6 protein-coding genes are annotated in these 4,465 nt (G+C 58.9%); all 6 read left to right on the top strand.

Translation table 11 applies throughout. From position 1 onward, the window contains the following. Positions 1 to 263, top strand: a 263-nt coding sequence (locus RHOOR87_RS19475) for a transposase (protein WP_043795257.1), incomplete at its 5' end; no start/stop codon positions are given. A gap of 104 nt (positions 264 to 367) precedes the next feature. Beyond that, positions 368 to 679 (top strand): hypothetical protein, encoded by a 312-nt coding sequence (locus RHOOR87_RS20555; RefSeq protein WP_155950983.1) that lies wholly within the window; start codon positions 368 to 370, stop codon positions 677 to 679. Beyond that, positions 676 to 2,172 (top strand): His-Xaa-Ser system radical SAM maturase HxsB, encoded by a 1,497-nt coding sequence (hxsB, locus tag RHOOR87_RS0118355; protein ID WP_081700035.1) that lies wholly within the window; start codon positions 676 to 678, stop codon positions 2,170 to 2,172. The genes RHOOR87_RS20555 and hxsB overlap by 4 nt, the downstream gene beginning before the upstream one ends. Further along, entirely contained in the window at positions 2,172 to 3,365 is a 1,194-nt protein-coding gene (hxsC, locus tag RHOOR87_RS0118350; protein ID WP_007511321.1) for a His-Xaa-Ser system radical SAM maturase HxsC, read from the top strand. Before hxsB ends, hxsC begins: the two co-directional genes overlap by 1 nt. Next, complete coding sequence (gene hxsA, locus RHOOR87_RS20120; RefSeq protein ID WP_081491645.1) at positions 3,350 to 3,931, top strand: His-Xaa-Ser repeat protein HxsA; 582 nt, start codon at positions 3,350 to 3,352, stop codon at positions 3,929 to 3,931. Before hxsC ends, hxsA begins: the two co-directional genes overlap by 16 nt. Positions 3,932 to 4,180: 249 nt before the next feature. Next, positions 4,181 to 4,399, top strand: coding sequence for a hypothetical protein (locus RHOOR87_RS20550; protein ID WP_155950982.1), 219 nt, complete (start codon positions 4,181 to 4,183; stop codon positions 4,397 to 4,399). Positions 4,400 to 4,465: the final 66 nt, after the last annotated feature.

The following is a 4,465-nucleotide window of genomic DNA, read 5'->3' as shown; positions in this document are numbered from 1 at the left end:
CAGGGGGCGGTCGCGCCGCGACCGAGGTCAAGGGAGCGCGCTGGGTGAACGTGGTGCTCGGCAACGTCAAACGAGCGATCAGCGGTTGCTACCACGCCATGCGCCAGGCCAAGTACGCGCGGCGCTATCTGGCCGAAGCCGCCTACCGCTTCAACCGCCGTTTCCGACTTGCCGAGCTGCTGCCGCGACTGGCGCGCGCCATGACCCTGTGCAAGCCTTGGCCAGAGACGAAATTGCGCGCCGTCGACAATTTTCATGGCTGAGCGTCGTCGCTAATCAGGTAGAAATTAGCTCAGACTTCGTGATTTCCTTGCAGCAGCTCGCTTAAGCGCGCACCATCTCTGGTGGGGAGTCAGGGGAGATAGCGATGAATGCTATCGAGATTGTTTTGGACGGAGGCTTATTTTCCGTCGATGTCATCGCATGCACTGCGCACCGCTACACCGGTGATTACTTTGTTGAAACCGTAAGCACGACTTCTGACGTGCTTGTTCGACTGACGCCGAAGGCGGATAACGTCAGCTCCCATCTGCTCGCAGAGCGCTTTCGAAACGATGCACTCGATGAGCGATTGCGCGAACGGATCCGAGCCGAGACTGGCGAGCTCCATACGGCTCTTGTTCGGGCGGCACTACAACAGGCGGCACCACCGCAGACCACCGCCGGCCAGGAACAGTGAAGTTCACACCACGACATACCTTTGCTGGAAACGCTGGCTATCGGCTTCTACCCCTTCGTTTCCGCCGTTTGCCGTGGGACGAAAGCCGCGTGCTAGTCACCTCCATGGCCGGCGATTGGCTTATCACTCAGCGCGAGGAATTTGAGCGTGCGGTGGAGGGGAGACTGAATCGTGCCGAACCGCTCTTTGCAGAGATGGAAGCGCGCCACCTCATTGCGGCCGACCCAAACCACTCGACCTTAGCTCCCTTGCTCTCACAGTATCGAACTCGAAAGTCCTATCTTGAGCACGGCCCGGCGTTACACATCTTCGTGGTCTCCCTGCGCTGCCACCACACGTGTGCCTATTGTCAGGTTTCACGCCAGCCTGTGGGCAACACCATTTTCGACATGTCTAACGCGACGGCCGCGCATGCTGTCGAGCGCCTATTTGAATGGCCATCACCGACGTTGACCGTTGAGTTCCAGGGTGGTGAGCCCTTGCTCCACTTCGCACGCATCCATGCACTAGTCGAAGTCATCGAGCAGCGCAACCGGAGTGAAGGCCGAACGCTCCGGTTTGTCATCGCCTCTACCCTGCACGACCTGACCGCCGAGCAATTGGCTTTCATGCGAGATCATCAGTTTGAGCTTTCCACATCGCTCGACGGCCCCGAGTGGTTGCACAACGCAAACCGCCCGCGTCCCGAACGCGACAGCTACCAACGCACGATTGAAGGCATCGAGCGTGGCCGCAAGGCGCTCGGAGAAGATGCAGTTTCTGCCCTGACCACGCTCACGCGCCGCAGCTTGGAAGCTCCACACGAAATCATTGATGAGTATCGGAAGCTCGGCTTCCACTCGATTTCTCTCCGTCCGCTCAGCCCTTATGGCTTCGCTCGCAAAACCGAGGGTCGCAATGGGTATCCGATGGCGGACTTCCTCCGGTTCTATGAAGTAGCTCTGGATCATCTCTTGGCCGTCAACCGGGGAGGCTATTTCCTGGAGGAAACCTATGGCCGCATGCTGCTCTCACAGCTGCTGACGCCCTTCTCCCATGGCTATGTAGACCTGCGTTCTCCAACGGGCGCGGGCCTTGGCGCTGTGGTCTATGACTACGATGGTCGGGTCTATCCCTCGGACGAAGCCCGCATGCTCGCCTCCATGGGTGACCATGCATTTGCACTTGGACGCGTGGACGAGAGTGTTAGTGCATGGCTGGACTCGCCAGCCATGCAACGCGTGCTTGCGGCTGGCGTGGCGGAGGCACTTCCCACCTGCGCCGACTGTGCCTACGTGCCCTTGTGTGGTGCCGATCCCATCGACCATTACGCCCGACAGGGCGACACCATTGGTCACCGGCCTACAAGTGATTTCTGCCGCAAACAGATGGGCCTGTTTGATCTCTTGCTCCAACGCTGGGAACAGGGCTCAGCCACCGACCAACGCATCCTTGAAGACTGGGCGCTGCGAGCAACGCGCAGAGGCACTGCGCGAGAGGCTGAGGCTGCGTGATGCACAAACTTGATGCAAAGGTGCAACTCGACGGATGGGCACAGCCGACACTGCTCAAAGTGGCCACCCTGCCAGAATTCGCATCGGGCCTCTTTCCGATCGAACGCATGGTGCTCGACCTCCGAGACTCGAAGGTTTGCACGGCATCGCCTACCCTCTCCCGGCTCCCATGGGCCGGCTTCGTCGTGAACGACCCCGAACAAGCGCCCGCAGAGCGACCATGGGTAGCCATTCCGCCAGAAACGTTGAATGCCCAACCGGGTGACGTCATCGAAGTCGTACCAGAAACATCGAAGGCTGCACTGCGTTACCGCCGGGGTGCAAACAACAACATTCTGTTCGCGACCGAGCGCTGTAACAGCTTCTGCCTGATGTGCTCACAGCCGCCGCGGAACATTGTCGACGACTGGCGGATAAGCCAGATCTGCGCCCTAACCGAGCTCATCGACAAGAACGAATCATCTCTGACCATCACAGGGGGAGAGCCGACGCTGCTGGGATCTGGCCTGAACCGCATCATCGAGCACTGTGCGAACGTATTACCGCACACACAACTGCACGTGCTGTCCAACGGGCGCAATTTTGGCGGTGGGATGCTGGCCAGCTCGTTCACAGGATTGCACCCGGCACTGACGTGGGGCATTCCACTCTATGGCGACCATTACGGCCTCCACGATTACGTGGTGCAGAGCAAGGGCGCATTCGCCGAGACCATGCGTGGCCTTTATGCATTGGAAGCAGCCAAACAGCGCATTGAAATCCGGGTGGTATTGGTCAAACCCGTGGTCGAGCACCTACCTGCCCTCGTTCGATTTCTCTATCGAAACCTACCGTTTGTCGAACACGTGGCCCTGATGGGCACGGAGCCCACGGGTTTCGCACGCGCTCACCATGACGAACTTTGGATTGATCCTGCTGAAATGTCGGCCGTGCTGGCCGACTCGGTCGACTATCTGACCAGGCGCGACATGCGGGTGTCGCTCTACAACCTACCTCTCTGCACATTGCCGCAGTCGCTTTGGCCGCACGCGCGCCGGAGTATTTCCGACTGGAAGCAGCATTACCTGCCTGCCTGCGAATCCTGCGCGGTCAGGGAACGCTGCGGTGGACTCTTTGCGTGGGTGACACCGGAGTGGACGAGCCGCGCACTTAAACCGGTATTGGAAGGAGAAGAACAATGCGCAAGTCATTAACGGTGGCCGGAGCCGTGTTGTCGGCACTCCACGGCGTAGCCCATGGTTCGGACAACGCAGACCAAAACAAGGGGCTCACTGACCTGGCGGTCCACGATGGCGACTTTGCAGTAACGCTGACGGCACCCTTGAACGTCAACGTGCGCAACATGTACGCCAGCCATAGCTCGCACAGCTCGCATAGCTCCCACGCCTCACACAGCTCTGGCAGCAGTGGCATCTACCGCGCGCCCCGGGATTACACCCCCGCATACACACCAGCCTATACACCGCCCGCACCGGCACCGGCACCAGCACCCGCTCCTGCCAATAGCTACTCGCCTGGAATACAGTCCTTGATGTCTACGGGGGCGCCTAGACCCAGCACTGACCAACTTCGACTCATGATCATGCGTGTGCAGGCCGCGCTATACGCCAAGGGCTACGACCCCGGTGCCATTGACGGAGAACTCACCGAGTCCACCAAACTTGCATTGCGAAAGTTTCAGGGCGCACACGGACTGGCGGTTACGGGAAAGATGACCACGCAAACGATGAACGCGTTGGGTGTTGCGTTGGCGCCTTGAGTTCACTGGTGAATCGGAAGGAGCTGGGCGAAAGAATGGGACACCCACTTTGCCGCAGTGGGAATTGAACCTTACCCCAATAAGTGTTTGATTCGAGTAGGAGCTTCCCGGTAGTCGCAGCCCGATTTTACGGGTTAGGCGGCTAGATTAGGCCTCATTCAACAATCGAATTTAAATTAGTCCGTATAGGAGACACCCGTGCCTGCATCTGTGGACATCTCGTGGAGATGGATCGACTTCGATCCATCAATGACCAAGACCGCCATAACCGCCGCTATCCTCACTACGGGCGCCAAAGAAGAGCTACTCGACCGTGGCGTCTACGTCATTCGAATCAAGCCGCCGTTCGGCATCGCCTATCCGGGGGGGCATTCGCCAACCCTTTACATCGGCGAAGGTAACGTACCTTCCCGCTTATACGGTCATAGAAAATGGGTCAACCTGATTAGCGACGACGCTCAGCCATGAAAATTGTCGACGGCGCGCAATTTCGTCTCTGGCCAAGGCTTGCACAGGGTCATGGCGCGCGCCAGT

It is taken from the genome of Rhodanobacter sp. OR87 (assembly GCF_000473345.1).
Taxonomy (GTDB): Bacteria; Pseudomonadota; Gammaproteobacteria; order Xanthomonadales; family Rhodanobacteraceae; genus Rhodanobacter; species Rhodanobacter denitrificans.
The sequence above is the reverse complement of the archived record's forward strand: the minus strand, read 5'-3'. Positions and strand labels throughout refer to the sequence as shown.